Source organism: Streptomyces sp. NPDC042371 (genome assembly GCF_056437465.1).
On sequence record NZ_JBWKAP010000020.1, the window covers coordinates 55280 to 80057 of the forward strand.

Genomic DNA, 24778 nt, shown 5'->3' on the forward strand with positions numbered 1-24778 from the left:
TCGAGCAGATGCCCGTTTGATCTGGAGAATGACACCCCTTTTGAGTGGTCAACGGCAGGAGGGCTTGCCAGAGACAGGGCCAAAGGTCCTTTCAGAGCACGGGTGATGCTCTTTGGCTACCCCTCCGACTGCTTGCCACTCGAACGTGTCGACCCTGCCGCGGCTCCGGCCTTGACGCCACCCGCGGCCGAGCCGCTGTTGGGCCCGGTCTTCGCACCGCCCGACGGGGCCTCGAAAGACTCCAACGCCTCCAGCACGTCCTGGACACGGGAGATCTCCGCATTGATGTCCTCCCTGCGACGGACCAGCACCTCCAGCTCGTGCTTGCCCTCCTCGACCACACGCGTCGCCTCGGCCTCGGCCTCCGCCTTGATGCGCTCCGCCTCGCGGGTCAGCTCGGTCTTCTTCGCCTCGGCCTCCTTCAGGAGACCCTCGGCCTTCTTCACCGCGGAGATACGGACCTTGCTCGCCTCGGAGTTGGCGTCGGAGAGGAGCTCCTTGGCCTTCGCCTCGGCCTCGGCAAGCTGCTCCTCCGCGGCCTTGACCAGCGCGTCGCAGCGCTCGCCCGCGGACTTCATCGCCTCCGCGGACTCGCGGCGGGCACGCTCGTGCAACTCCTCGATCTCGGCCGTCAGACGGTCGCGCTGCTCTTCGGACCGCTCCCTTATGGCGGTCGCGTCGCCGCGGGCGCCGACCAGCAGCTCGTCCGCGTCCATACGGGCCTTCTCCACCCGGGAGTTGCCCTCGACCGTCGCCGCGGCGACGAGCCGCTCGGCCTCCTTGCGGGCCGCGCCCACCATCGTGTCGGCCTGCGCCTCGGCGTCCGTCGTCGCCTTGAGCGCCTTCTCCTGCGCGTCCGCGGTCAGCTTCTCCGCCTCGGCGACCGCCTCCGTGATGAGCGTGTCGACCTGCTCGGCCGCTTCCTGGCGGCGCTTGTTGGCGGCCTGACGCGCTTCGTCGAGGGTCCGCTCCGACTCCTCGCGCGCCTCGGACGTGAGCCGCTCGGCCTCCCGCGCCGCGTCCGCCTTGACGCGCTCGGCCTCGGCGCGGATCCGCTCGGAGTGCTGCTGCGCGGAGTTGACCGTCTCCGCGGCCTCGGCGCGCAGCCGCTCCGCGTCGCCGGACGCGTCCGAGATGAGCTTCTCGGCCTTCGCCACCGACTCCGCGCGGACCCGCTCCGCCTCGGTCGCCGTCTCGGCCGTGAGGCGCTCGGCCTCGGTGGTGGACTCGGTGCGCAGCCGCTCCGCCTGCTCCGCCGCCTCCGTGCGGACGCGCTCGGCCTCCGCGGCCGTGTCGCTCTGCAGCTTCTCGGCCTCGCTGCGGGCCTCGCCGATCAACTGGTCGGCCTGGCCCGCCGCGTCGCTGCGGATGCGGTTGGCGTCCTCGCGGGCGTCGGCCCGGGTGCGCGACGCGTCCTGCTCGGCCTGCGCGATGGTGTCCGACGCCTCCGTGCGCACCCGCTGGGCGTGCTCCGAGGCGTCCGAGCGCATCCGCTCGGCCTCCGCGATGGCCTCCGAAACCGTGCGCTCCGCGAGCGACTTGGCGGCCTCCGAGGCCTCCGTCGCCTCGCGGCGGGTGCGGTTGGCGTCCTCGGTGGCGCGCTCCCGCTCGGCGTAGGCGTCGGAGCGGACGCGGTCGGCCTCCTCCTGCGCCTCCGTCTTCGTGCGCTCGGCGGCGTGCTCGGCGGCCGAACGCAGGCCCGCGACCTCTTCCTGCGCCGCCTCGTGCAGACCGGCGACCGAGTCCCGTACGGACTGGGCGTGCTGCTCGGCGGCCGAGACCATCTCGGTCGCGCGGCGGTCGGCCTCCTCGACGAGGCGGATCGCCTCGGCCTGCGCCTCCTCGACGCGCTTGCGGGCGGACGCGAGGAGCTCCTCGCTCTGCTCGCGGGCCCGCTCGCGCTCCTGGTCGGCCTCCGCGCGGGCGGAGCCCAGGGTCTCCTCGGCCTCGCGGCGGCGGCGTGCGGCCTCCTCCTGCGCGGCGGCCAGCGCCTCCGCGGCCTCCGTGCCGACGCGCTCGGCGGCGGCCGTGGCCTCCGCGCGCACGCGGTCGGCGGACTCCTGCGCCTCGGTCTTGAGCCGCTCGGCCTCGGCGGCGGCGTCCGAACGCAGCCGCACGGCGATGTTCTCGCCCTCCGCGCGGGCCGTCGAGGCATCGGCGGCGGCCTCCGTGCGCAGCCGCTCCGCCTCGGTCTCGGCCTGCGACTGGAGCGTACGGATCCGCTCGGCGGCCTCCGTGCGCAGCCGGTCCGTCTCGTCCGAGGCCTCCTTGCGGATGCGCTCGGCCTCCGCGCGGGCCTCGGTCAGCGCCTGCTCGGCGGCGGAGAGACGCTCCTCGGCCTCCGTGTGCAGCCGCGTCAGCTCTTCGGCCGCCTCGGCCTGGCGTACCGCTATGGCCTGCTCGGTCTCCTCGCGCAGCGCCCGCGCGGCCTCCTCGGCCTCCGACTTCGTGGCCTCGGCCTGCTCGGCGGCCTCCTCGCGGTGCCGCTCGGCCTCCGCGCGGGTGCGCTCCAGGGTCTCCTCGGCCTGCGTGCGCAGGGTCGTGGCGCGCTCGACGGCCTCGGCGCGGACCCGGTCGCTCTCGGTGGTCGCGGCCGTGCGCAGCTCGTCGGCGTCGGCCTTCGCCTTGGCGAGCAGCTCCTCGGCGGACCTGGCCGCCTCCTCGATCTGCTGGACGGCCTCGCGCCGCGCCTCGCCCCGGATGCGCTCGCCCTCGGCGGCCGCGTCGGCCCGCAGCTGCTCGGCCTCGCCGCGCAGCCTGCGCGCCTCCTCCTGCAGCTCGACGGTCTTGGCGCGGTACTCCTTGGTGTCGTCCTTCGCCGCGCCCTTGAGCCCCTCGGCGATGTCGTGCGCCTCCGCGCGCAGCCGGTCCGCCTCGGTCTCCGCCTCGGAGCGGATCCGCTCGGCCTGCTCGGTGGCGGCCTTCGTGGTCTCCTTGGCGTCCTTGGAGGCCTTGTCCAGGACCTCCTCTGCGGTCCGCGCGGCCTTCGCGAGCTGGCCCGCGGTCTCCTCGGCGGTGATCGTGCGCGCCTTCTCGGCGGCGTCCGAGATGAGCTTCTCGGCCTCCGCGCGGGCGTCGGCGACCAGCTGCTCGGCCTCGGCCCTGGTGGCCTCGGCCTCCTTGGTGGCCTCGCCGACCAGTCGGGCGACCTGCTCCTTGGCGGTGCGCGTGCGCTGTTCGTTGGCGCCCTCGGCGGCCTGGAGCTGCTTGCTCGCGGTGTCCTTGGCCTCGGCGAGCACCTTCTCGGCCTCGGCGCGCGCCTCGCGCAGCGCCGTCTCGGCCTCGGTCATGCGCTGCTCGGCGGCCCGGCTCGCCTCGGCGGCCTGGCGGCGTGCCTGCTCGGACTCGGTCGCCGTGGTGGAGCGCAGCTGCTCGGCGTGGTCGGTGGCCTCCTGGGCCTGCGTCGACGCGGCGTTCAGGAGGCGCTCGGCGTCCGTACGGGCACGGCGCAGGATGGCCTCGGCCTCGGCGCGGGCGGCCTCGGCGTCACCGGCGAGGCGCTGCCTGGCCTCCTCGGCGACGCGGGCGGCCTCCGCGCGGGCGGCGGCCAGCGACTGGTCGGCCTCGGCGCGCGACTCGTCGAGGAGCCGGCGGGCCTGCTGTTCGGTGCGGGCCCTGAGCTGCTCGGCCCAGGCCACGTTCTCGTTGACGTGCGACTCGACGGTCTGCCGACGCTCGTTCAGCTCCTGGTCGAGCTGCTGGCGCCGCGTCACGGCCTCGGTGTGCAGCTCGGACTGGAGCCTGGCCTGCTGCTCGGCGTGCTCCTGGAGGATGCGCTGGGTCTGCGCCCGGGCGTCCCGCAGCTCGCGCTCGGCGTCGGCGCGCAGCTGCTCGGCCTGGATCTGGGCATTGCGGAGCAACTGCTCGGCCTGATACCCGATGTCCGCGCTGTCGTAGGCAGGGCGGGACGCGAGGTTGCGGCGCGCCTCGTGCAGCTTGGCGCGCAACACCTCGACCTGGTAGCCGAGGTCCTCGGCGTGCTGGACGGCCTTCTCCCGCTCGGTCTTCAGCCGGTCCATCTCGGCCTCGAACCGCGACAGACTGTCGGTCTCAGTCCGCGAGTTCTCTTGGCGTTCGTAGCCCCGCACTGCGCGGTCCCATCCTTCCCCAAGCTCTTCGAGCAGGGGATGCCCCAACCCTGGTCGCAAGTCTCTCCAACGAGCCTCGTCCATCCGCCGAACGGGGCCCCCGGGTGAATGGTGTCAGATCAACAGCGGAGCATGGGCTGCTGCCCCGACGCTCTTCCCCCGAAACCCGGACCCCGGCACTTGGCCGCCCCGACTTCGGACGGCCTGCCTCTCACCCTACCGGCCCGGATATACGGAGGTCAGTGCTCCTGTGACTCGGAAGGCGCCGAAGTGACAAGTTCCGTGAGTACTCCGTGGCAGTCCTTCGGGTGCAAGAAGGTGATGCGCGAGCCCATGGAGCCGATACGGGGCTCGTCGTAGAGGACGCGTACGCCCTTGTCCTTGATGGCCGCGGCGTCGCCGTCCACGTCCGCGGTGCCGAAGGCGATGTGGTGCACGCCCTCGCCGTTCTTGGCCAGCCACTTGCCGACCGCGGAGTCGTCGCGGGTCGGTTCGAGAAGCTGCAGGTAGGAGGCGCCTCCGTCACTGGTGTCATTGATCTTGAGCATGGCCTCGCGCACGCCCTGCTCTTCGTTGACCTCGGAGTGGGTCACCTCGAATCCGTACGTCGCGCGGTAGAACTCGACGGTCTTGTCGAGGTCGAAACAGGCGATCCCGATGTGATCGATTCGCGTCAGCATGCTTCAAGTGCAGCGCTTGATGCAGTGATTACGCAACGTGCGCGCGATCACAGTCGCCGCCCGGTGACGGCGGGGGTACTGCTCAGTACATTCAGATAAACCCTCGTTAACTCCTCTCCTCCCAAGGGGTCGTCGCACATGGCAGGAACGACCGGCACAACCTCAGTGATCGTCTCGGGCGCACGAACGCCCATGGGCCGTCTCCTCGGCTCGCTGAAGTCCTTCTCGGGTGCGGATCTGGGGGGCTTCGCGATCAAGGCCGCGCTCGAGCGCGCGGGCATCGGAGGCGACCAGGTCCAGTACGTGATCATGGGTCAGGTACTGACGGCCGGGACAGGGCAGATCCCGGCACGTCAGGCCGCCGTCAAGGCGGGCATCCCCATGAACGTCCCCGCGCTGACCATCAACAAGGTCTGTCTGTCGGGTCTCGACTCCATCGCACTCGCCGACCAGCTCATCCGTGCGGGTGAGTTCGACATCGTGGTGGCCGGCGGCCAGGAGTCCATGACCAACGCCCCGCACCTGCTCCCCAAGTCCCGCGAGGGCCACAAGTACGGCGCGATCGAAATGATCGACTCCATGGCGCACGACGGCCTGACCGACTCCTTCGACGGCGTCGCGATGGGCGAGTCCACGGAGAAGCACAACATCCGCCTGGGCATCCGCCGCCCTGAGCAGGACGAGGTGGCCGCCCTCTCCCACCAGCGGGCGTCCGCCGCCCAGAAGAACGGCCTGTTCGAGGCCGAGATCACCCCGGTCGAGATCCCGCAGCGCAAGGGCGACCCGGTGCTCTTCGCCAAGGACGAGGGCATCCGCCCGGAGACCACCGTCGAGTCCCTCGCCAAGCTGCGCCCGGCCTTCGCCAAGGACGGGACCATCACGGCGGGCACGTCCTCGCAGATCTCCGACGGCGCGGCCGCCGTCGTGGTGATGTCCAAGGCCAAGGCCGAGGAGCTGGGCCTGGCCTGGATCGCCGAGATCGGCGCGCACGGCAATGTGGCGGGCCCCGACAGCTCGCTCCAGTCGCAGCCGTCCAACGCCATCCAGCACGCCCTGAAGAAGGAGGGCCTGTCCGCCTCGGACCTCGACCTCATCGAGATCAACGAGGCCTTCGCCGCGGTCGCGGTGCAGTCAATGAAGGACCTCGGGGTGTCCTCGGAAAAGGTGAACGTCAACGGCGGAGCCATTGCGCTGGGCCACCCGATCGGCATGTCCGGCGCGCGTCTCGTGCTGCACCTCGCCCTGGAGCTGAAGCGCCGGGGCGGCGGCGTGGGTGCGGCCGCGCTGTGCGGTGGCGGCGGCCAGGGCGACGCCCTGATCGTGAAGGTGGCCAGGGCCTAGCCTCCGGCCGACCGCTGTCCCCGCTGTCCCTCGGGCATGTGCGTTAGTGCCCCGTACGTGCTCGTACGTAGTGAACGGAGCTGTGATGCAGGACGTCCCCTCCCTGGTGGCGCAGGCCCGCGAGGGCAGGCCACGGGCCGTGGCCCGGCTGATCTCACTGGTCGAGGGGGCGTCACCGCAGCTGCGCGAAGTGATGGCGGCGCTGGCGCCGCTCGCCGGCCATGCGTACGTGGTCGGCCTCACGGGATCCCCCGGTGTCGGCAAGTCGACATCGACGTCCGCGCTGGTGAGCGCCTACCGGCGGACCGGGAAGCGGGTCGGCGTCCTCGCCGTCGACCCGTCGTCCCCCTTCTCCGGCGGCGCGCTCCTCGGCGACCGGGTGCGGATGTCCGACCACGCGTCCGACCCCGGCGTCTACATCCGCTCCATGGCCACCCGCGGCCACCTCGGCGGGCTCGCCTGGGCCGCGCCGCAGGCCATCCGGGTCCTGGACGCGGCGGGCTGCGACGTGATCCTCGTCGAGACCGTCGGCGTCGGACAGTCCGAGGTGGAGATCGCCTCCCAGGCGGACACCTCGGTCGTGCTCCTCGCGCCCGGCATGGGCGACGGCATCCAGGCGGCCAAGGCCGGAATCCTGGAGATCGGCGACGTGTACGTCGTCAACAAGGCGGACCGCGACGGCGCCGACGCGACCGCGCGCGAGCTGAACCACATGCTGGGCCTCGGCGAGTCCCGCGGCGCCGGTGACTGGCGGCCGCCCATCGTGAAGACGGTCGCGGCGCGCGGCGAGGGCGTCGACGAGGTCGTCGAGGCCCTGGAGAAGCACCGGGCGTGGATGGAGGAGCGCGGCGTCCTCGGGGAGCGGCGGGTCGCCCGCGCCTCCCACGAGGTCGAGTCGATCGCCGTGACCACGCTGCGCGAGCGGATCGGCTCCCTGCACGGCGACCTCAGGCTGTCCGCGCTCGCGGAGCGGATCGTGGCGGGGGAGCTGGACCCGTACACGGCCGCGGACGAGCTGGTCGAGGGCCTGACGGAGAGCTGAGACAGGCCACAGGGGCGGCGTCGGTGACGCCGCCCCTGTGGCCTGTGGCGGTAGTGATCGCTGGGTGTCAGTCGTCGTCCTGGCCGTCGTGGTCGTCGTGGTCCTGGGCGTCCGAGTGGTCCGCCGTGACCTTGCCGGTCTTCAGGTCGACGTTGTACTCGGACTCGGCACCCTTGGCGCCGGTCGTCTCCACGTTCCAGGCGGTCGCCGTGCCGTCGTCGTCCAGGTCCACGGAGGTCACCGTGCCCTTGTCGGCACCGGCCTTCGCGGCGTCCGTGGCGCTGACGGACGCGCCCTTCAGGGCGGAGTTCACGCGAGCGGCGTCGGCGTTGTCGTCGGTGTCGGCCTTTTCGACCCAGGACCCGAGGACCTTGCCCGTGCCCGGGTCGACCTCGACGCTGTGCCAGGTGCTGCCCTTCAGGACGTCGACGTCCCAGACCAGGCCGCCGTCCTCGTCGTCGAGCTCGGCGGAGACCGCGGTGCCGGAGGTGTCGGCGAGGGCCGCCTTGATGGCGTCGGCGGCGGTCACCTTGGCGGCCTTGGCCTCGGCGGTGTTCTCGGCGGCGTCGTCGCGGTCGTGGTCCTTCAGCTGGACGGTCGACTTGCTCGCGGCGCTGTCGTCGTCACCGCCGGTCGCGAAGGCGGTGGCGGTGCCGCCTCCGATCAGGGCCGCGGCGGCGACGGTGGCGATGACGATGTTGCGCTTCATGAGGGTCCTCCCGAGGAAGTGGGCGGTGTGGGCGGCGGCCCGGGGGCCGCCGCCGTTCGCTTTCGACGAGGACCAATCTGGCCGAGCGATCCTGAACGCACGCTGAAGCCGCCTGAAGAACTCTTCAGCTTCGCTCTGCCACCCTGAACGCATGCGCCTGTTGATCGTGGAGGACGAAAAGCGGCTGGCCCTGTCGCTCGCCAAGGGGCTGACCGCCGAGGGCTTCGCCGTCGACGTCGTCCACGACGGCGTCGACGGACTGCACCGGGCGAGCGAGGGGACGTACGACCTGGTGATCCTCGACATCATGCTGCCCGGCATGAACGGCTACCGCGTCTGCTCCACGCTGCGCGCCGCGGGCCACGACGTGCCGATCCTGATGCTCACGGCGAAGGACGGCGAGTACGACGAGGCCGAGGGCCTCGACACCGGCGCGGACGACTACCTCACCAAGCCCTTCTCGTACGTCGTGCTGGTCGCCCGCGTGAAGGCGCTGCTGCGCCGCCGCGGCTCCGCGGGACCCTCCCCGGTCCACACCCTGGGGAACCTGAAGGTCGACACGGCCGCGCGCCGCGTCTTCCGCGACGCGGACGAAGTCACCCTCACCGCCAAGGAGTTCGCCGTCCTGGAGCAGCTGGTGCTGCGGACCGGCGAGGTCGTCTCCAAGGGCGACATCCTGGACCACGTCTGGGACTTCGCGTACGAGGGCGATCCCAACATCGTCGAGGTGTACGTGAGCACGCTGCGGCGCAAGCTCGGCGCGGCCCTCATCAAGACCGTGCGGGGCGCCGGATACCGCCTGGAGGCCCCGCGATGAGCAGGCTGTTCGGATCCGTGCGGGCCAGGGCCACGCTCGGCGCGAGCCTGGTCGTCGCCCTCGCCTTGGTCGCCGCGGGCGCCGCCGTGCTGCTCTCGCTGCGGGACAACCTCACCGACCAGGCGGGCTCCCGGGCCGACTCGGCCGCCCGCAAGGTCGCCTCGCAGCTCCTCACGGTCCGCTCGTTCGGCGACCTGGACCTGCCGGACGACGAGGAGCAGCCCATCCAGGTGGTCGACGGCGACGGCAAGCTGGTCGCGGCCAGCGACGACCTGCAGCGCATCAGCGGAACGGGCGTCGACGAGGTCCAGCCGGGTCGCGGGGGAGCGGGGGAGAAGGAAGACGGCGACAGTGAGGACCGCGGGGACCGGGAGGACCGCGGGGACGGGGAGGTCGACGACGAGACGAAGTACACCCAGGGCTCCGCCACCATCGACGGCGAGAGCGCCGAGTACCGCTTCGCCGCCGTCGAGGTCAGCTCGCCCAAGGGTGACTTCACCGTCTACGCGGGCGGCTCGCTCTCCGACGAAAAGAGCGCGGTGTCCACGGCGTTGACGGCGATGCTCATTGGGTTCCCGCTGCTGCTCGCGGTCGTCGCGGGCGTCACCTGGCTGGTGACGCGGCGCGCCCTGCGCCCGGTGGCCGCGATCACCGCGGAGATGTCCGTGATCACCGCGTCGGAGGACCTCGCGCGCCGCGTGCCCGAGCCGGACACGCACGACGAGATCGCCCGCCTCGCCCGCACCACGAACGAGACGCTCACCGCGCTGCAGACCTCCGTGGAGCGCCAGCGCCGGTTCGTCGCGGACGCCTCGCACGAGCTGCGCAGCCCCATCGCCTCGCTGCGCACCCAGCTCGAAGTGGGCGCCGCACACCCGGAGTTGCTGGATGTGGACGGCGCGGTCGAGGACACCGTGCGGCTCCAGGAACTCGCCGCCGACCTGCTGCTCCTGGCCCGTCTGGACGCGGGGGAGAAGCCGGGCGAGGGGCGGGTCGACCTGGCGGCCTTCGCGCGCGAGGAGCTCTCGCAGCGCAACCGGGACCACGTCGACGTGCACACGGACCTGAAGAGTGTCGAGGTCGCGGGCTCCCGCAGCCAGTTGGCGCGGGTGCTCGGCAACCTCCTGAACAACGCCCAGCGGCACGCGCGCTCCCGCGTCACGGTCACCACCCGGAGCGATGGTGCCTGGGCGGTCCTTGAGGTGTCCGATGACGGAAGCGGCGTGCCTGCGAGCGAGCGGGAGCGGATCTTCGAGCGGTTCGTGCGGCTCGACGACGCGCGGACCCGCGACGAGGGCGGGGCCGGTCTCGGCCTCGCCATCGCGCGGGACGTGGCGGTGCGGCACGGCGGCACGCTCGTGGTGCGGGCGGCGCCGTCCGGGGGTGCGCTGTTCGAGCTGCGGCTGCCCAGCCCTCAGTCGTCGGCGGAATGAGGGGTGCGGCGGGCCGTGGCGGAGCGGATCAGGGCTTGCCGCGCTGGGAGCGCAGGTGTTCCGCGATCGGGGTCAGGGCCTTGCGCAGGTCTTCGAGGGCCTCGGCGGAGATGAGATCGACGAAGTGCCGTCGCACGGAGGCGACGTGGTGCGGAGCCACTTTCTGCATGGTCTCCATGCCCTCCTCGGTGAGGACGGTGTAGAGCCCCCGCCGGTCGGACTCGCAGTTCTCACGGCGCACCAGGCCCGCGTTCTCCATGCGGGTGATCTGGTGGGAGAGGCGACTCTTGGACTGCAGGGTCGCGGCGGCAAGGTCGCTCATCCGCATCCGCAGCTCTTCCGACTCGGAGAGGTACACGAGAATGTCGTAGTCGTTCATGGTCAGGTTGAACGGCTGAAGGTCTTTTTCGAGCTGATAAGTCAGCATCCTGTTGACCTCCACGTGGGTGCGCCAAGCGCACTGTTCCTCGTCGGTCAGCCACTGCGGGGCCGTCTCGGTCTCCATGGAATCGATTCTACCTAAGAAGTTGAAAGGTGAACGAATGGTGGGATGTGACGCGCCTCGCACAACCCGCCTCGCGGAGGGGCACAGGCGTTCGCCGTCACACTCCGCAGACTACCGCTCACAGCCCGAAGCGACGCTGGAGGTCCCCCAGTTGTCCGGGAAGGCGCGGTGCACCCGGCTGCTGACCCGGTTGCCCCGGAGTGCCCCGTCCGCCGGGTACGCCCCCCTGGTGCGGCACCTCTCCCGATGCCCGATCGGGCATCAGCGCCTCGGTGGACTGGAGCAGGACCGTGCCGGCGCCCACGAACTCGAACTGGTGCTCCTCGCCGGACGTTCCGCCGATGCCGGTCAGTGCTCGCACGCCTCCGATCACGCCCGTGAGGTATCCGTGGTCGTAGTGATGGCACGGTGAAGGGCAGTCGGCCCACCCCACGAGCGCCTGTGGATCAACGCGGATCGGGGGCTCCATGAAGACAACCGGGCCGTTCGATGCGGCGACGAACTTGCCCGTGCCGATGAGTGTCAGAAAGCCCGGAACGATCGACTGCTTCAGCGCGAGAGTTGGCTGAAAAGCGAGGAGGTTGCCCGAGCGAATGGTCAGGTTGCCCTCTTCGAGATCGTACGAATTCACGTCGAAGGCCCGGTCGGACAGGAGCATCTTGCCCTGGCCGTCCGCCACGACCCAGTCGCTCGCGTGCAGCGGCGAATGAAAACTGGTCCGGACCAGGCGGTCGAGACGGCCGTGTCCGATGCCGTTGAAATCGATCCGTCCGTAGTACGCGATCATCTTGCCCTTCTGCAGGAACCACTGGTTCCCCTTGAGCTCCACGCAGAAGGTGTACGGATTCACGCTGTCGTCGCTCGGCAGCGTCATGGGGTCCAGGACGGCGGGCGCGCCCGCGGGGGTCGAGACGTTGGGGACGTTCGGGTTCACAGCTTCTCCTCCGAAGCCTGGACGTACACCGCGCCGCTTCCCGACAGCTCCAGCTGGAAGGCCTCTCCGGAGCCGCGGCCCACCATGTCGCGCCAGCCGAGCGCCGTGGACAGCTTGTTGCGCACGTCGCCGTGGTGCGCGACATACGCCTGCGGGTCGACGTGGACCGGGCGCTGCGGGGTGATGGGCACCTCTATGACGCCGCCGTGCGCCATGACGGCGACCGCGCCGTGGCCCTTGAGGGTCGTGGTGAACAGGCCCTGACCGCTGACCTGGCCGCGCACCATGCCCATGACGCCGCCCTGGGAGCCCATGAACATCGTGCCCTGCTGGAGTGTGCCGTCGAAGGCGAGCAGACGGTCCGCTTCCACGTAAAGGGTGTCTCCGGAGAGGTCGATCACCTGGATGTGGTGGCCGCCGTGCCCGAAAAGGACCGTGCCGGTGGGGGTGCCTCCCTGGTCATGAAGACCTTGGGGGACCTCCACGGTCATCAGGGGCGTGGCCTCGCCCGCGACGCGGCGCCCGATCATGGAGGCGATGCCGCCCTGTCCGCCCTGCACATTGGGGGTGAAGGAGACCTCTCCCTTGTAGGCCAGCATGGCGCCGCGCTGGCTGAAGATCTTGGTGCCCGGCTGGACCGTGGCCTCGATCATCTTCGAGTTGATCTGACGGAAGGGCATGTCACACGTCCCCTGCGATCGTCGCTCGCTCGCTGGGCTGTACATAGACCAGGCCGTCGCCCTCGAAGCGGATCTGGAAGGCCTCGCCGCCGCCCTCGCCCATGAAGGTGCGGAACGTGACGCCGGACTGAAAGCTCTGCTGCACATTGCCCTGGTGCGCGATGTACGCCCCCGGGTCGACCGTCAGCGGATACTGCCGGGAGACGCGCAGCACCACCGCGGGTCCTTCGGAGACGATCGCCGCCTGGCCTGTGCCCTCGACGGTCGTCGTGAAGAGGCCGTTCCCCTGGGTCGCGCCGCGCAGGCCGGTGAAGCTGGTGCCGGTGCGCAGGCCTGCGTCGGTGCAGAGCAGGTTGCTCGCTTCCACGTAGAGCTTCTCGCCCTGCAGGTGTACGAGGTTGATCTCGGTGGCGCGGTCGGCGAACCAGCACGTGCCGTGCCCCTTCACCTCCATCACCGTCATCTGCTCGCCGGTGACGCGGCGGGTCACCATGCCGCGGATGCCCTCACCGCCGCCGGTCATCTTCTTGAAGGCCATCTGGCCGTCGTACGCGACCATTGAGCCGTTCTTCGCCTTCACGGCGTCGCCCGTCATGTCGACGGCGAGCACTCTGCTCCCTTGGAGCCGGAACGTAGCCACGAATCGACGGTAGCCGCCGCGTACCCACCCAGAACAGGGTGAAGGGCCCTGAGCGAACCCGGAGAACACCCCGATGTCACAATGGGGGTCGCTTGTGCGTCCGTTCACAAGATCGGCGGCGCCGAGCCCCGCCCCCTGCCTGTCGTCCGTCCCACCGAAGGTGACCCGTGGACATCAAAACCGCTTCCGCACTCCGCCGCCTCCGTCTGGTCTCCGTGCCCGAGGGTATTTCCTGGATCGTGCTGCTGGTCTGCACGATCATCAAGTACACGGTCGCCGAGGGCTTCAACGTGGCGCCGGTGCTGGGCCCGATCCACGGTGTGCTCTTCATCCTCTACGTGCTCTTCTGGCTCGACGCCTGGAACCGCACGAAGTGGGACTTCAAGACCGGCGCCCTGTACTTCGCCTACTCGTTCATCCCGGGCGGCGGCTTCATGGCCGAGCGCAGGCTGAAGCGTGAGGCCGAGGCCGCGGTGATCGCCTCGCGCGCCCGCCAGGAAGGCGTCGTGAACGCATGATCGTCGCCTTCTCCGTGACCCCGCTCGGGGTCGGCGAGGACGTCGGTGAGTACGTCGCCGACGCGGTCCGCGTGGTCCGCGAGTCGGGCCTGCCGAACCGGACCGACGCCATGTTCACGTCCATCGAGGGCGAGTGGGACGAGGTGATGGACGTGATCAAGCGCGCCGTCGCCGCGGTGGAGGCACGCTCGCCCCGCGTCTCGGTCGTCATGAAGGCGGACATCCGCCCCGGCGTGACGGACGGGCTCACCTCCAAGGTCGACACGGTGGAGCGCCACCTGTCCGCGTAGGCGCGCCTCGGTTCCGCATCGGCTGCCCCCGCCCTTCTGGGCGGGGGCAGCCGCGTGTTTCCGTCGGGCCGCGGTGACGTTTTCGCGTGATCTTCGTTGGCAGCGCATGAAGAAGATCATGGTGATGGCCGGGCTCGTCCTCGGCAGCGTCGCCCTCGCCGCCCCTGCCCACGCCGACAACGACAGCAACTTCGGTGAGGGCGTGAACGCCGCGAACAACTGGAACTTCACGGCAGCGGCCGTGTGTCTGCAGGAGGTCGCTGTGGTGCCCGTTCTCGGCGACTGGGTGAGCGACCACCAGAACAACTGCTCCAACGGAAACGTCATCGACCACGCTTCGAAGGCCCTGCCTCCGCTGGGCTGAGTGCCGCCCCGCTTTACCGGCCCCGCACCTGATATCAGGTGCGGGGCTTTTGCATGCCTGCGGACTTGAGCGACTGCTCAAACAGCGCTACCTTCTGTTTGAGCAGTCGCTCAAAAACGTGCTGACGTGGGGGTTTGTCGTGGGCTTGTACATCGAGGCGCGGATACGTGCCGATCTCGACGACCTCTGGGCCCGCACCCAGGAACCCGACCAGCACCAGCGCTGGGACCTGCGGTTCACCGCGATCGACTACCTGCCGTGCGAGGAGGGCGAGCCGCAGCACTTCCGGTACGCCACGCGCGTGCTGCCCTTTCTGACCATCGCCGGTACCGGGGTCTCCGCGGGGGAGCGGCGGCGTTCCGACGGCACCAGGACCTCCGCCCTGCGCTTCGCGTCGCCGCACCCGCTCTCCCTCCTCGAAGAGGGCAGCGGCTACTGGCGCTACGTACCGGCGCAGGACGGCGACGGCATCCGCTTCCTCACCGGATACGACTACCGCCCGCGCTGGGGGCGCTTCGGGAAGATCGTCGACCGGCTGCTCTTCCGGCCCCTCATGGGCTGGGCGACCGCCTGGTCCTTCGACCGCCTCAGGCTCTGGCTGGAGCGGGGCGTCACCCCGGAGCGCGCCCTGCTGCACGCCGTCGCGGATGTCACCGCCCGCGTCCTGTGCGTGACCGCCGCGGTCCTCCTCGCCCCCATGACGGCCCTCGCGACGGCCGCCCTGATGCTGATGCTGCCGCCCCTGCCCACCACCCCGGCCGCCCGCCGCTGCCTGCGCACGCCACCGGCGCGCACCCGCGACCCGCGCATCCTCTCCACCCTCACCCCGCTCGCCGGGCCCAAGGAGCAGCACCCATGACCGAGCCCGCATCGATCTTCCGCACCGTGATGGGCGCCGACTTCGACCGGCTGCACCCGCAGCTCCGGCGCCGCTTCTCCGTCGGCCTCGCGAGCGGCGAGGCCTGTACGGGCCGGGGCGTGATGGACCGCATCTGGCACGGGCGGGGATTCGTGAAGCCGTTCCTCGCGCTCGGCGGCACCCGCAACATCCTCGTCCCGCGCCAGGGCAGGAACGTCCCCTTCGTCATCGAGAACGTGCCGTACGCCGACACGTACGGCCGTGAGACGGTGACCTTCGTGCGCACCTTCGACCTGCCCGGCGGCCCCCGCCGCTTCGACGCCCAAATGGTCCTGAGCCCCAAGGGCGACCGCGTGCTCGACTACCTCGGCACGCACCAGCACCTCGCCAGCGACCTCCACTTCCGCGCTGAGCCCGACGGCTCGCTCCTGATCCGCTCCGGCACGCACCGCTTCCGGGAGGGCCCGGTCGACTGCCGCGTGCCGTCCCTCATCGGCGGCGACGCGGAGGTCCGCGAGTCCTACGACGAGGCCTCCGACCGCTTCCGCATCCGGGTCCGGGTCACCAACCCCCACTTCGGGCCGCTCTTCGGCTACGAGGGGTCCTTCTCGGCGACGTACACCGACGTCCGTACCTGCGGAGTCCGGCCGGGACTGCGGCCGGTCCGCGAGGAGGCGCGCGCGTGAGTGCGGCCAAGGACCCGGCCAAGAGCCTGGAGACACGGACCAAGCTCCTCGACGGGGCGCTGCGGACCCTCACGGAGCAGGGCATCGCCAAGACGTCCGCGCGCAACATCGCGGCGACCGCCGGGGTCAATCAGGCGCTCGTCTTCTACCACTTCGGCTCGGTCGACGACCTGCTGGCCGCGGCGTGCAGGCACGGTACGGAGCAGCGGGTCTCCCGGTACCGGGAGCGTCTCTCGGGGATCGACTCCCTCTCCGAACTCCTCGCCTTCGGGCGCGAGATGCATGAGGAGGAGCGCGAGGCGGGGCACGTCGCGGTGCTCGGGCAGCTGCTCGCGGGGTCGCAGACGCAGCCCAGGCTCGCGGCGGCGACCGCGGCGGGCCTCGCCCTCTGGATCGAGGAGATCGAGAAGGTCCTGACCCGGGTCCTTTCGGCCTCTCCCCTCGGGGAGTTCGCGGATCCTGTGGGGCTTGCGCGGGCGGTGGCGGCGTCGTTCGTGGGGATGGAGTTGTACGAGGGGGTCGATGCGGAGGGCACGGAGCGGGCCCTCGATTCGCTCGAGGGGCTCTCTCTTCTTGTCGCCGCGGTTGAGGATCTGGGGCCGTTGGCTCAGCGGGCTGTTCGGCATCGCCTTCGGAAGGCGCGGGGCTGAGGGGGGGGGCGGGGGGCGGTGTTTGTGGCTCTGCGACGGGCTGCGGGGTAGGGGCCTCAAGCCCGCCGCTTCGCGGCGGATGTCTCCCACCCGTCCACCCGTTTGCCCCGCGACGTCCAGCGGGAGTGGGGGGAGCGGGGCTGTCCCGTGGAGAGCGTCCCGCGGCGCTCTCCGCAGGTGAGTCTGGGTGTTGTCCACAGCACGGCCATCGCCGCAACTCCACCCAAACCGGCCACCATAAAACCGCTCGCACGGGCGAACCCCGTTCGACACGCCGGGGAAACTCCACTTTTGTGTGGGTATCGGGGCATTGGCTCGGATCACCAGAACCTGGAGGGCGCTGTGCGGCAGCCGGAGGGCTACGACTACGAGACCCACAGCACGCTCGCCGGACCGCTCACGGAGCCGGACGGCGAAGGCGGGAGCTATCGCGTTCGGTACCGGAAGCTTCTGGCCAGTGAGCCGCACCGAATACGTGCCGTCCTGCTCATGACCCTGGCCCCCGTGCTCACGGGTCTCCTGCTCGTCTACCTCGTCTGGCCCACCCACTGGACCGAGCGCGAGGGCGGCGACCGCTGGCTGATCGGTCTCGACATCACGATGCTCGTGGCGATCGGGCTGATCGAGCTCTTCATGCTCGTCAATGTCGTATCGATCGCCCACGCGACCATGGTCGCGCGGGATCCGATCCCCGTGCGTCCGGAGCAGGGCACGCGCGTCGCGTTCCTCACCACGTACGTTCCCGGCAAGGAGCCCCTGGCCATGGTCCGGGCGACCCTGGAGGGCGCCGTCCGGATACACCACCCCGGCCCCCTGGACGTGTGGCTCCTCGACGAGGGGGACAGCCCCGAGGCCAAGGCCCTCTGCGAAGAGCTCGGCGTCCGCCACTTCACCCGCAACGGCGTGCCGGAGTGGAACCGCAAAAAAGGGCCGCACAAGGCCCGCACCAAGCACGGCAACTACAACGCCTGGCTGGCGATGCACCACGAGGCGTACGACTTCTTCGCCTCCGTCGACACGGACCACGTACCGCTCCCCAACTTCCTGGAGCGGATGATGGGCTACTTCCGCGACCCGGACGTCGCGTTCGTCGTCGGGCCGCAGGTGTACGGGAACTACGACACCCCGGTGACCAAGGCGGCCGAGTCCCAGCAGTTCCTCTTCCACGCGCTGATCCAGCGCGCGGGCAACCGCTACCGCGCCCCCATGTTCGTGGGGACCAACAACGTCGTGCGCATCAGCGCCCTCACCCAGATCGGCGGTCTCTACGACTCGATCACCGAGGACATGGCGACGGGCTTCGAGCTGCACCGCCACCGCAACCCGGCCACGAAGCGGCACTGGAGGTCGGTGTACACCCCCGACGTGCTGGCCGTGGGCGAGGGACCGGCCTCCTGGACGGACTTCTTCACGCAGCAGATGCGCTGGTCGCGCGGCACGTACGAGACGCTGTTCAAGCAGTACTGGAAGGCACCGTTCACGATGCCGCCCGGCCGCCTCTTCTCGTACTCGCTGATGCTCGTGTACTACCCCATGACGGCCGTCAACTGGCTGCTCGGCATTCTCAGTTGTGTCCTGTTCCTTTGGTTCGGGGCCTCTGGGACGCAGGTCGCCGCTTCCGTCTGGCTGATGCTCTACAGCGACGCCGCCGCCCTCCAGGTGGGGCTCTACCTCTGGAACCGCAGGCACAACGTGTCCCCGCACGAGCCCGAGGGCTCCGGAGGCCTGGCCGGGATGGCGATGTCGGCGCTCTCCGCGCCCATCTACGCCAAGTCGCTCGGCGCGGCCGTCCTGCGCAGGCCGAGCCGCTTCGTCGTGACGCCCAAGGGCGGTGACGCGAGCCCGGACCGGCTGCTCACCTTCCGGATCCATCTCTTCTGGGCCGTCGTGCTGGCGAGCTCGCTGACCGCGTCCTTCGTCCTCGGCCACACCCACGTGGCGATGCGCACCTGGGCGGTCCTCGCGATGGTCATCTCCCTTGCGCCCGTCTCGATCTGGGCCTTCGGCCTCCTCAGGGAGCGCAGGGCGCGCAAGGCGGGCGTCCAGGAGCAGCGGGCGGGCCTGCGCACAGAGGCACCCGCGGAGGGCGAGCCGGAGCCGGCGTTCGCCACCGGCACGTCGACAGGAGGGAACTGACCCATGGCCTACCGGCCCTCGAAGCGCACCAGGAAGACGCTCATCGGAGTCGGCGCGGGCGCACTGCTCGTCGGGCTGAACGCGCCCGCCGCCCTCTCCTTCGCCGAGGAGAAGTACCACGCGTACAAGATCTCCCAGCCGGGCTACAAGAAGAAGTACGGCTCCTGGAAGCAGGTCGATATCCCCGAGGAGTTCCGCACCAACGCCATTCACGCCGCGCTGCTCCACACCGGCAAGGTGCTGATCGTCGCGGGGTCCGGCAACGAGCAGAAGAAGTTCGACGCCGGGTCCTTCGACACCGTGCTGTGGGATCCGAAGAACGACACCTTCAAGAAGATCAAGACGCCTGAAGACTTCTTCTGCTCGGGGCACGCTCAACTCCCCGACGGCCGCCTCCTGGTGGCGGGCGGCACCGCGCGCTACGAGCTGCTCGACGGCGAGGTGGAGCGGGCCGGTGGCGGCATGCGCGTGAAGAACGAGAACCCGGACAAGCCGGTGGTCCTCAAGAAGGGCACCACGTTCCGCTCGCCGTCGGGCGTCGAGTACGTCAGCAAGTTCGACGTCGAAGTGCCCAAGGCCAAGCGGGACTTCGAGATCACGTACTCCAAGTCCGGTGTCATGCAGCCCTGGAAGACGAAGATCAAGGCGAGCGAGACACGGGTCTTCGTAGAGGCGGTCCAGAGCGGCGAGCAGTCGGTCACCGAGAAGTCCGCGCAGTACGAGATCGAAGGTCTGACCGGCGAGGAGGCCGACAACACCTACGGCATCGCCGAGAAGATCGACATGGAGAAGCAGGACTTCCAGGGGATCAAGGCGGCGTACGAGTTCGACCCCAAGGCCGAGAAGTACATCCCGGTGGAGCCGATGGACAAGGCCCGCTGGTATCCGACGCTCGTCGGCCTGGAGGACGGCAAGGTGCTCGCGGTCTCCGGACTCGACGACGTGGGCGTCGTCGACCCAGGCGACAACGAGATCTACGACCCGAAGACGAAGAAGTGGACGGACGGGCCCAAGCGGTACTTCCCGACGTACCCCGCGCTCTTCCTCACCAAGGGCGGAAAGCTCTTCTACCCCGCCTCGAACGCCGGTTACGGGCCCGCGGAGAAGGGCCGGGCGCCGGGCCTGTGGGACCTGGACACGAACAAGTTCGAGAAGGTCCCCGGCCTGGAGGACCTCGACCAGACCGAGACGTCGGCGTCCGTGCTGCTGCCGCCCGCGCAGGACCAGAAGGTGATGATCCTCGGCGGCGGAGGAGTGGGCGAGTCGGAGAAGGCGACGCGGCGCACGGCCGTGATCGACCTCAAGGAGGACAACCCGTCCTTCAAGACAGGACCCCAGCTTCCGCAGGGCACGCGCTACTTGAACAGCGTCCTCATGCCGAACGACTCCGTCTTCACGACAAACGGAGCCTCGGACTACCGCGGTCGCAGCGCCAGCAACATCCACAAGGCGCAGTTCTACGACCCCAAGGCGAACGCGTTCCAGGAGGCCGCGTCGCCCGCGGTGGGCCGCAACTACCACTCGGAGGCGCTGCTCCTGCCCGACGGCAGGGTCGCCACGTTCGGCTCCGACCCGCTCTACGACAACGAGCAGAACACCAAGCTCGGCCACTTCGAGCAGCGCATGGAGATCTTCACGCCGCCCGCGCTGCACCGGGGCGGCAAGACGCGGCCGGTGCTCGGCGAGGGCCCTGAGCAACTGGCGGCGGACGGCCGCGCGAAGTTCAGGACCGACCACCCCGAGAAGATCGCGTCGGCCCGTCTGATGCGGCCGAGCGCGGTGACCCACACGACGGACGTCGAGCAGCGCTCGATCGCCCTGGGGCTCAGCAAGGGCAAGGACTCGGTGACGGTGGACGTGCCGCGGGGCGACACGGCACTGGTCCCGCCGGGCTGGTACATGCTGTTCGTGACGGACACGGACGGCACGTCCTCCGAGGCGAAGTGGATCCACGTCGGCGCGGAGGACTGAGGACCGCCCCCGCCGTCGAACCGCTCAGGCCGCCTTCGCGTTGCGGGCGAGCCCCAGGGCGTAGTCCGGCCACCACTTGCCCGCCGCCGGGCCGCCACGGCACGGGCCGTCCGAGTCGCCGGGGCGCTTGATCCAGAGGACGGCGTCGACCAGCGGGTCGCCCGTGCGGTCGGTCGGCGGAGTGCCGAGGCCGCGTCCCGGCGGGTTGCACCACGCGTCCTGGCGGTCGCCCGCCAGCGGGCCCCTGCCGTTGCGGCTGGTGTCCATGACGAAGTGCTTGCCGCCGACGGTGGCCGACAGCGTGCGGCCGTACGCCTTGGTCGTCCCGTCGCTCTGGAAGTTGGAGACGTTCAGCGAGAAGCCGTCGGCCTCCGCGACGCCCGCCTTCCGCAGCGGCTCGCTGAGCTTGCCCGCGTCGGAGATCCAGCCGGGGTTCCCCGCGTCGAGGTACACCTTCACCTTCGGCTGCCGCTTCAGCCGCTGGATCGCCTCCGACAGGAGCTGATAGCGGTCCGCGTGGTACTCGGCCGGGGTACAGCCGTCCACGATGTGCGGGACCGCGTCGGGTTCGAGGACGACCAGCGCGGGCGCGTCGCCGATCGCGTCGGCGAAGGCGTTCACCCAGTTCCGGTAGTGGCCCGCGCTGCCCGCGCCGCCCGCGGAGTGCTGGCCGCAGTCACGGTGCGGGATGTTGTAGGCGACGAGCACGGCCGTGCGGCCCTCCTGCGCCGCGCCCCGCGTCGCCTGCGCGATGTCGGGCGCCGGGTCGTCCCCGGCGGGCCACACGGCCATCGGCTGCTGGGAGATGCGCTTGAGCGCCTCGGCGTCCCGCTCGCGGCCCTGCTCCTCCCACTGCTGCACCTGGCGTGCGGCGGGGCTGTCCGGGTCGACCCAGAACGCGCCCCGGGACGGCGCGTCGGTCCCGGTGGCGGGACCGCGCACGGCGGCCTCCTCCTTCGCGCCGGACGCGGAGTCGGAGGAGCAGCCTGCCGGGAGCCCGAGGGCGGCGAACGCCGCCAGTGCCGTGAACGTGCGGAGCAGCCGGTGCATCCAGCCCCCTAGGGCGACGGTGACAGTGACGGTGACGGTCAGTCAGCCCGGCAATCGTTACATAAAGGACTAGTCAAACTCTTGTGCCACACCGCCCCCGGCGGCCAGGGCGGTGCCGAGCGGCGTGCACTCGTAGAACACCTGGTGCCCGTACCGCCGCGACACCAGCAGTCCGGCGCCCCGCAGCGCCGTCAGATGCGCCGACACGGACGACTGCGCCAGACCGAGGCGGTGCGCGAGGCCCGACGTGGTGGCGGGCGCGTCGAGCGCGGCGAGCACGGTGGCGCGCCCGCGGCCGAGGAGCCGTACGAGCGCTTCGGGCGTACGGTCCGAAGGCTCCGCCCACAGCCCCGAGATGCCCCGCACCGGATAGGCGAGCGTCGGCTGCCACGGGGGATCGAACCCGCTGACCACGTCCGGCCAGGAGAAGACGCTCGGGATCAGGATCAGCCCCTGCCCCGACAGGTGCCGCACGTGCTCGTCGCGCCACTCCACGGTGAGCCTGCCCGCGTCCCACTGCAGCCGCCGGTCCAGCTCCGGAAGCAGCCCGCCGAGGCCGACCTCCGCGAGCCGCCGCGAATGGAAGGCGACATCGGCCTCCAGGAGCGCGCGCAGCCGCGGCCAGTCCGGCTCGATCAACGCGTGCCAGGCCGCCTCCATGGCGTCCGCGAGCTCCAGGACGGCGGCCGCGGGATCGGCGAGCAGCGCCCGCCCCTTCGGGGAGTCGGCGGCGCCCGGGGTACAGGCGAGTGCCCGCGCCATGTCGTCCCGCGCGGCCACCGGATCGGACGCACGGACCGCCGCGATCTCCTCATCGAAGCGCGCCGCGGGCCCGATCGGCGGCGGGCCGAGGAAGTCGGGGGAGTGCCCGCGCCGCGGCATCAGGAGCCAGAGCGCGGAGAGGTCGAGCCCACGGCCCGCCTCGCGGATCCGGCGCAGCCACCGCGGGTGATAGGCGTGCCGCTCGGGACGCTTGAGGGTGCGTACGGCCTCCTGCGTCTCCCACAGGGGCGACACCGCGAACCGGCAGCGCAGCAGATCGTCCTGCCCGAAGTGGATGTGGAACGGCAAGGAACCTCCCTTTATCGCCACCATTGAAGATTCGGCCGGGCCCGAAACTTTAGGGCAGCGCGCCCACTCGCGTGAGGCTGCGCCCATGCCACCACTGCCGCCTCCGGAGCCCACCGGCTACACCCGCGTCTTCGCCGTCCGCGAGTTCCGTGCCGTCTTCGCCGCGCACGCGCTCTCCCTGCTCGGCGTCGTCGTCAGCGAGATCGCGCTGACCGTCCTCGTCTACGGCCTCACCGGGTCGCCGCTGCTCAGCGCGCTCACCTTCGCGCTCGGCATGCTGCCGTACCTGGTGGGCGGAACCCTGCTGTCCGGAATAGCCGACCGGTATCCGCCGCGGCGGGTGCTCGTCGTCTGCGACGTCCTGTGTGCCGGGTGCGCGGGCCTCATGGCGCTGCCCGCGACCCCCGTCGCCGGACTGCTCGCGCTGCGCTGCGTCATCGCCCTCGTCGCGCCCGTCTTCAACGGCACGCGCATGGCGACCCTCACCGACATCCTCGGCGACGGCGACCTGTTCGTCCTCGGCCGCTCCCTGCTGCGGATCGTCTCGCAGAGCTCCGTCCTGGTCGGCTTCGGGCTCGGCGGCGTACTCCTCACCGTCGTGTCCCCGCGCGGGGCGCTCACCATCACCGTCTGCACGTTCGCGGCGTCCGCGCTGCTGCTGCGGTGCGGGACGAAACGGCGGCCCGCGCGCGGGAACGGCGGTGGCGACGCGCTCGTGCGCTACTCCCTGGGCGGCGCGCGGGAGGTGCTCGGCAACCGCCGCGTGCGGGCCCTCCTGCTGCTCTTCTGGGTGCCGCCCATGTTCCTGGTCGCCCCGGAGGTGCTCGCCGCGCCCTACGCGGACGAGATCGGCGTCGGCGTCGCGGGGGTGGGGCTCCTCATGTGCGCCCTGCCGGTGGGCACCATCGCCGCCGAGCTGTACGCGGGGTCGGTGCTCTCCGCGTCCGCGCGGGCCCGCATCGTGCTGCCGCTCGTCTCGCTCACGCTGGTGCCGCTCACCGTGTACGCGGTCACGCCGGGTCTCGTCCCCGCGCTGATGGCCTTGGCGCTTGCCGGGGCGGGCTCGGCCTACACCCTCGGTCTTGACCGCTGGTTCGTCGACGCGGTCCCCGACGAGCTGCGGGGCCGCGCGATGACGGTGCACACGGCGGGCCTCATGACGATCCAGGGCGTCGGCATGGCGCTCGCGGGGCTGGCCGCGGAGTTCGTCGCGGTGAGCACGGTCGTCGCCGGTGCGGGGGTGCTCGGCACGCTCTGCTGCCTGATCCTGGCGGCGGAGGTACGTTCGACCGAATCGCGAGACGGGGCTGACCAGCATATGACCGACCGGTAAGGTCGATGGCGTGCCGAAGCCGCTCAGCCTCCCCTTCGATCCCATCGCCCGCGCCGACGAGCTCTGGAAGCAGCGCTGGGGATCAGTCCCGGCGATGGGCGCGATCACCTCGATCATGCGTGCGCACCAGATCCTGCTCGCCGAGGTCGACGCGGTCGTCAAGCCGTACGGACTGACCTTCGCGCGCTACGAGGCGCTGGTCCTGCTCACCTTCTCGCAGGCCGGTGAGTTGCCGATGTCGAAGATCGGCGAGCGGCTCATGGTGCACCCCACGTCGGTCACGAACACGGTGGACCGCCTGGTCAAGTCAGGCCTGGTCGACAAGCGCCCGAACCCCAACGACGGCCGCGGCACGCTCGCCTCGATCACGGAGAAGGGCCGCGAGGTCGTCGAGGCCGCGACCCGCGAGCTGATGGCGATGGACTTCGGGCTCGGGGTGTACGACGCGGAGGAGTGCGGGGAGATCTTCGCGATGCTCAGGCCGCTGCGGGTGGCGGCGGAGGATTTCGAGGAGAAGTAGGACTCGTCGGACCCGCCCGTTCCGCCCGGGTCGGGGGCGCCGAAGATCGCGCATAACGGGCCGTTACGCTCGTAGCCATGAAATCCAGCGTGCTGACCCGCTACCGGGTGATGGCTTACGTCACCGCCGTCATGCTCCTCATCCTGTGCGCCTGCATGGTGGCGAAGTACGGCTTCGAGAAGGGCGAGGGTCTGACCCTGGTGGTCTCCCAGGTCCACGGAGTCCTCTACATCATCTACCTGATCTTCGCCTTCGACCTGGGCTCCAAGGCGAAGTGGCCGTTCGGGAAGCTGCTGTGGGTGCTGGTCTCGGGCACGATCCCGACCGCCGCATTCTTCGTCGAGCGCAAGGTCGTCCGCGAGGTGGAGCCGCTGATCGTCAAGGGCTCCCCGGCCACGGCCAAGGCGTAACCTCCACCGCCACGGACAGGTCCGTGGCGGTTGGGCATCGACTTTTACTAG

At 70.7% G+C, this 24778-nt stretch carries 24 protein-coding genes; 15 read left to right on the forward strand and 9 right to left on the reverse strand.

The features are described 5' to 3' along the window. Positions 1 to 116: 116 nt before the first annotated feature. Entirely contained in the window at positions 117 to 4088 is a 3972-nt protein-coding gene (gene scy / locus AC068B_RS38010) for a polarized growth protein Scy (RefSeq protein WP_478676031.1), read from the reverse strand. 239 nt (positions 4089 to 4327) lie between these two features. Continuing rightward, complete coding sequence (mce, locus tag AC068B_RS38015; protein ID WP_055564221.1) at positions 4328 to 4768, reverse strand: methylmalonyl-CoA epimerase; 441 nt, start codon at positions 4766 to 4768, stop codon at positions 4328 to 4330. Between the two features lie 138 nt (positions 4769 to 4906). On the opposite strand from mce, the gene AC068B_RS38020 reads away from it, so the two are divergent. Further along, positions 4907 to 6109 carry an acetyl-CoA C-acetyltransferase gene (locus tag AC068B_RS38020; protein WP_478676032.1) on the forward strand — a complete coding sequence of 401 codons (1203 nt, stop codon included), beginning with the start codon at positions 4907 to 4909 and terminating at the stop codon, positions 6107 to 6109. A gap of 85 nt (positions 6110 to 6194) precedes the next feature. After that, positions 6195 to 7151, forward strand: a complete 957-nt coding sequence (gene meaB, locus AC068B_RS38025) for a methylmalonyl Co-A mutase-associated GTPase MeaB (protein WP_468557091.1) — start codon at positions 6195 to 6197, stop codon at positions 7149 to 7151. Positions 7152 to 7218: 67 nt separating this feature from the next. Here the strand turns inward: meaB and AC068B_RS38030 are convergent, their stop codons facing one another. Further along, positions 7219 to 7860, reverse strand: coding sequence for a PepSY domain-containing protein (locus tag AC068B_RS38030; protein ID WP_478676033.1), 642 nt, complete (start codon positions 7858 to 7860; stop codon positions 7219 to 7221). A 151-nt stretch (positions 7861 to 8011) separates the two neighbouring features. On the opposite strand from AC068B_RS38030, the gene AC068B_RS38035 reads away from it, so the two are divergent. Together AC068B_RS38035 and AC068B_RS38040 are read left to right on the forward strand one after the other, a co-directional pair. Beyond that, positions 8012 to 8677, forward strand: a complete 666-nt coding sequence (locus AC068B_RS38035; RefSeq protein WP_356256580.1) for a response regulator transcription factor — start codon at positions 8012 to 8014, stop codon at positions 8675 to 8677. Next, on the forward strand, positions 8674 to 10110 hold the full coding sequence (locus AC068B_RS38040) for a sensor histidine kinase (RefSeq protein ID WP_478676034.1): 1437 nt from the start codon (positions 8674 to 8676) through the stop codon (positions 10108 to 10110). The genes AC068B_RS38035 and AC068B_RS38040 overlap by 4 nt, the downstream gene beginning before the upstream one ends. A gap of 28 nt (positions 10111 to 10138) precedes the next feature. Here AC068B_RS38040 and AC068B_RS38045 read toward each other — a convergent pair whose 3' ends face one another. The 4 genes from AC068B_RS38045 to AC068B_RS38060 form a co-directional block, all read right to left on the reverse strand. Next, complete coding sequence (locus AC068B_RS38045; RefSeq protein WP_055564215.1) at positions 10139 to 10615, reverse strand: MarR family winged helix-turn-helix transcriptional regulator; 477 nt, start codon at positions 10613 to 10615, stop codon at positions 10139 to 10141. 118 nt (positions 10616 to 10733) lie between these two features. Beyond that, complete coding sequence (locus AC068B_RS38050; protein WP_478676035.1) at positions 10734 to 11489, reverse strand: AIM24 family protein; 756 nt, start codon at positions 11487 to 11489, stop codon at positions 10734 to 10736. Between the two features lie 56 nt (positions 11490 to 11545). Further along, positions 11546 to 12229 carry an AIM24 family protein gene (locus AC068B_RS38055; protein ID WP_478676036.1) on the reverse strand — a complete coding sequence of 228 codons (684 nt, stop codon included), beginning with the start codon at positions 12227 to 12229 and terminating at the stop codon, positions 11546 to 11548. Between the two features lies 1 nt (position 12230). Next, positions 12231 to 12869: an AIM24 family protein gene (locus AC068B_RS38060; protein WP_478676037.1), complete on the reverse strand. Its 639-nt coding sequence runs from the start codon at positions 12867 to 12869 to the stop codon at positions 12231 to 12233. A gap of 167 nt (positions 12870 to 13036) precedes the next feature. Here AC068B_RS38060 and AC068B_RS38065 point away from each other — a divergent pair, with 167 nt between their 5' ends. The 8 genes from AC068B_RS38065 (at position 13037) to glxA (ending at position 20343) form a co-directional block, all read left to right on the forward strand. Then, positions 13037 to 13387: a DUF3817 domain-containing protein gene (locus AC068B_RS38065; RefSeq protein ID WP_356256596.1), complete on the forward strand. Its 351-nt coding sequence runs from the start codon at positions 13037 to 13039 to the stop codon at positions 13385 to 13387. Further along, positions 13384 to 13677, forward strand: coding sequence for an MTH1187 family thiamine-binding protein (locus AC068B_RS38070; RefSeq protein WP_359353694.1), 294 nt, complete (start codon positions 13384 to 13386; stop codon positions 13675 to 13677). Before AC068B_RS38065 ends, AC068B_RS38070 begins: the two co-directional genes overlap by 4 nt. A gap of 106 nt (positions 13678 to 13783) precedes the next feature. Next, the gene (locus tag AC068B_RS38075; RefSeq protein WP_478676038.1) at positions 13784 to 14041 is read left to right on the forward strand and encodes a hypothetical protein; all 258 of its coding nucleotides are present in this window, start codon (positions 13784 to 13786) and stop codon (positions 14039 to 14041) included. 139 nt (positions 14042 to 14180) lie between these two features. Continuing rightward, entirely contained in the window at positions 14181 to 14900 is a 720-nt protein-coding gene (locus AC068B_RS38080) for a hypothetical protein (RefSeq protein WP_478676039.1), read from the forward strand. Continuing rightward, positions 14897 to 15586, forward strand: a complete 690-nt coding sequence (locus AC068B_RS38085; RefSeq protein WP_478676040.1) for a DUF4166 domain-containing protein — start codon at positions 14897 to 14899, stop codon at positions 15584 to 15586. The genes AC068B_RS38080 and AC068B_RS38085 overlap by 4 nt, the downstream gene beginning before the upstream one ends. Next, positions 15583 to 16236 carry a TetR/AcrR family transcriptional regulator gene (locus tag AC068B_RS38090; RefSeq protein WP_478676041.1) on the forward strand — a complete coding sequence of 218 codons (654 nt, stop codon included), beginning with the start codon at positions 15583 to 15585 and terminating at the stop codon, positions 16234 to 16236. The genes AC068B_RS38085 and AC068B_RS38090 overlap by 4 nt, the downstream gene beginning before the upstream one ends. A gap of 342 nt (positions 16237 to 16578) precedes the next feature. After that, a complete protein-coding gene (locus AC068B_RS38095; RefSeq protein ID WP_478676042.1) occupies positions 16579 to 18372 on the forward strand; it encodes a glycosyltransferase family 2 protein in 1794 nt (597 codons plus the stop codon). A gap of 3 nt (positions 18373 to 18375) precedes the next feature. Further along, the gene (glxA, locus tag AC068B_RS38100) at positions 18376 to 20343 is read left to right on the forward strand and encodes a radical copper oxidase GlxA (RefSeq protein ID WP_478676043.1); all 1968 of its coding nucleotides are present in this window, start codon (positions 18376 to 18378) and stop codon (positions 20341 to 20343) included. A 24-nt stretch (positions 20344 to 20367) separates the two neighbouring features. Here the strand turns inward: glxA and AC068B_RS38105 are convergent, their stop codons facing one another. After that, positions 20368 to 21393 (reverse strand): glycoside hydrolase family 6 protein, encoded by a 1026-nt coding sequence (locus AC068B_RS38105; protein ID WP_478676044.1) that lies wholly within the window; start codon positions 21391 to 21393, stop codon positions 20368 to 20370. 69 nt (positions 21394 to 21462) lie between these two features. Further along, positions 21463 to 22464, reverse strand: a complete 1002-nt coding sequence (locus tag AC068B_RS38110; protein ID WP_478676045.1) for an ArsR/SmtB family transcription factor — start codon at positions 22462 to 22464, stop codon at positions 21463 to 21465. Positions 22465 to 22549: 85 nt separating this feature from the next. Here AC068B_RS38110 and AC068B_RS38115 point away from each other — a divergent pair, with 85 nt between their 5' ends. The 3 genes from AC068B_RS38115 to AC068B_RS38125 all read left to right on the forward strand — a co-directional run bounded on the left by AC068B_RS38115 (position 22550) and on the right by AC068B_RS38125 (position 24727). After that, positions 22550 to 23797, forward strand: a complete 1248-nt coding sequence (locus AC068B_RS38115) for an MFS transporter (RefSeq protein WP_478676046.1) — start codon at positions 22550 to 22552, stop codon at positions 23795 to 23797. A gap of 10 nt (positions 23798 to 23807) precedes the next feature. After that, entirely contained in the window at positions 23808 to 24317 is a 510-nt protein-coding gene (locus AC068B_RS38120) for a MarR family winged helix-turn-helix transcriptional regulator (RefSeq protein ID WP_055564582.1), read from the forward strand. Between the two features lie 77 nt (positions 24318 to 24394). Then, positions 24395 to 24727, forward strand: coding sequence for a DUF3817 domain-containing protein (locus AC068B_RS38125; protein WP_478676047.1), 333 nt, complete (start codon positions 24395 to 24397; stop codon positions 24725 to 24727). Positions 24728 to 24778: the final 51 nt, after the last annotated feature.

Coding starts and splice junctions, on each gene's coding strand:
- AC068B_RS38035 (WP_356256580.1), top strand. CDS start 8,012: ATGCGCCTGTTGATCGTGGAGGACGAAAAGCGGCTGGCCCTGTCGCTC.
- meaB (WP_468557091.1), top strand. CDS start 6,195: ATGCAGGACGTCCCCTCCCTGGTGGCGCAGGCCCGCGAGGGCAGGCCA.
- AC068B_RS38055 (WP_478676036.1), bottom strand. CDS start 12,229: ATGCCCTTCCGTCAGATCAACTCGAAGATGATCGAGGCCACGGTCCAG.
- mce (WP_055564221.1), bottom strand. CDS start 4,768: ATGCTGACGCGAATCGATCACATCGGGATCGCCTGTTTCGACCTCGAC.
- AC068B_RS38020 (WP_478676032.1), top strand. CDS start 4,907: ATGGCAGGAACGACCGGCACAACCTCAGTGATCGTCTCGGGCGCACGA.
- AC068B_RS38125 (WP_478676047.1), top strand. CDS start 24,395: ATGAAATCCAGCGTGCTGACCCGCTACCGGGTGATGGCTTACGTCACC.
- glxA (WP_478676043.1), top strand. CDS start 18,376: ATGGCCTACCGGCCCTCGAAGCGCACCAGGAAGACGCTCATCGGAGTC.
- AC068B_RS38045 (WP_055564215.1), bottom strand. CDS start 10,615: ATGGAGACCGAGACGGCCCCGCAGTGGCTGACCGACGAGGAACAGTGC.
- AC068B_RS38085 (WP_478676040.1), top strand. CDS start 14,897: ATGACCGAGCCCGCATCGATCTTCCGCACCGTGATGGGCGCCGACTTC.
- AC068B_RS38030 (WP_478676033.1), bottom strand. CDS start 7,860: ATGAAGCGCAACATCGTCATCGCCACCGTCGCCGCCGCGGCCCTGATC.
- AC068B_RS38115 (WP_478676046.1), top strand. CDS start 22,550: ATGCCACCACTGCCGCCTCCGGAGCCCACCGGCTACACCCGCGTCTTC.
- AC068B_RS38040 (WP_478676034.1), top strand. CDS start 8,674: ATGAGCAGGCTGTTCGGATCCGTGCGGGCCAGGGCCACGCTCGGCGCG.
- AC068B_RS38075 (WP_478676038.1), top strand. CDS start 13,784: ATGAAGAAGATCATGGTGATGGCCGGGCTCGTCCTCGGCAGCGTCGCC.
- AC068B_RS38105 (WP_478676044.1), bottom strand. CDS start 21,393: ATGCACCGGCTGCTCCGCACGTTCACGGCACTGGCGGCGTTCGCCGCC.
- AC068B_RS38050 (WP_478676035.1), bottom strand. CDS start 11,489: ATGACGCTGCCGAGCGACGACAGCGTGAATCCGTACACCTTCTGCGTG.
- AC068B_RS38070 (WP_359353694.1), top strand. CDS start 13,384: ATGATCGTCGCCTTCTCCGTGACCCCGCTCGGGGTCGGCGAGGACGTC.